Origin of the sequence: Cohnella cellulosilytica (assembly GCF_042431195.1) — a bacterium.
GTDB lineage: Bacteria > Bacillota > Bacilli > Paenibacillales > Paenibacillaceae > Cohnella > Cohnella cellulosilytica.
This window is the reverse complement of record NZ_JBHMDN010000054.1, coordinates 1-722: the sequence shown is the minus strand read 5'-3', so window position 1 is coordinate 722 and position 722 is coordinate 1. Positions and strand designations below refer to the sequence as shown.

At 54.6% G+C, this 722-nt stretch carries 1 protein-coding gene; it reads right to left on the bottom strand.

Translation table 11 applies throughout. The features are described from left to right. Window positions 1-722 (bottom strand): hypothetical protein (locus ACFFT4_RS28220; protein ID WP_378052425.1); only part of this gene is annotated, 722 nt, incomplete at both ends.

The window sequence follows — 722 nt, the reverse complement described above, 5'->3', positions numbered from 1 at the left end:
CAAAGTGCAATGTCGGACCCGATAGATTGCGTAAACCCACCGTTGCCCAACAGGTTGCCCTCGTCCTCAATCAGCGGTTCCTCGTATTCAAACTTCAGCGCATCAGCATACAACGTACCCGAGCCGCCGCTCTGGTTGGCCGTCAAATGCACTCCGACTTCCGCCAACACCGTGCCTTCTGGAATGATGCCCTGCTTCTCCAGATACACATAACCATTTGTTTCCTGATTCAACTCCACCGTGAACGAACCGACATTCGTCCATTCCTCGTCATAGAACCACACGAGCAACTGTCCGGAAGAATTGTTCAGTTCTTCCGCATGCAGTTGTCCGCTCAGCTTAAAGGTTTGACCTGCCTCTACATTAATCCGTTGACGAATATAGCCACTCTTCCAGATCGGCAGATTTGCCGCTTCGATCTTCATCGCCTTGCTTCCGCTGGCTACCGGGGCGTTCACCGATTCAATTGTGCCGGTACCCGTATTAAAGCTCTGCCAGCCGGTCGCGCTTGCGTCCAGGGTATGCTCGAAATCCGCATTCATCAGCAGGTTCGGGTCCGTTGTCTCGCGCAGGTCGATGTTGTCGGCATATAGCAAACCACTGCCGTTACCCACTGCATTCGCAGAAAGTCGGACGCTGACCTGCGCACGAACCGTCCCCTCCGGTGCGACACTACGTTTCTCCAAATGCGCGAAGCCCGTTGTAGCCGTCTCCTGACGGAC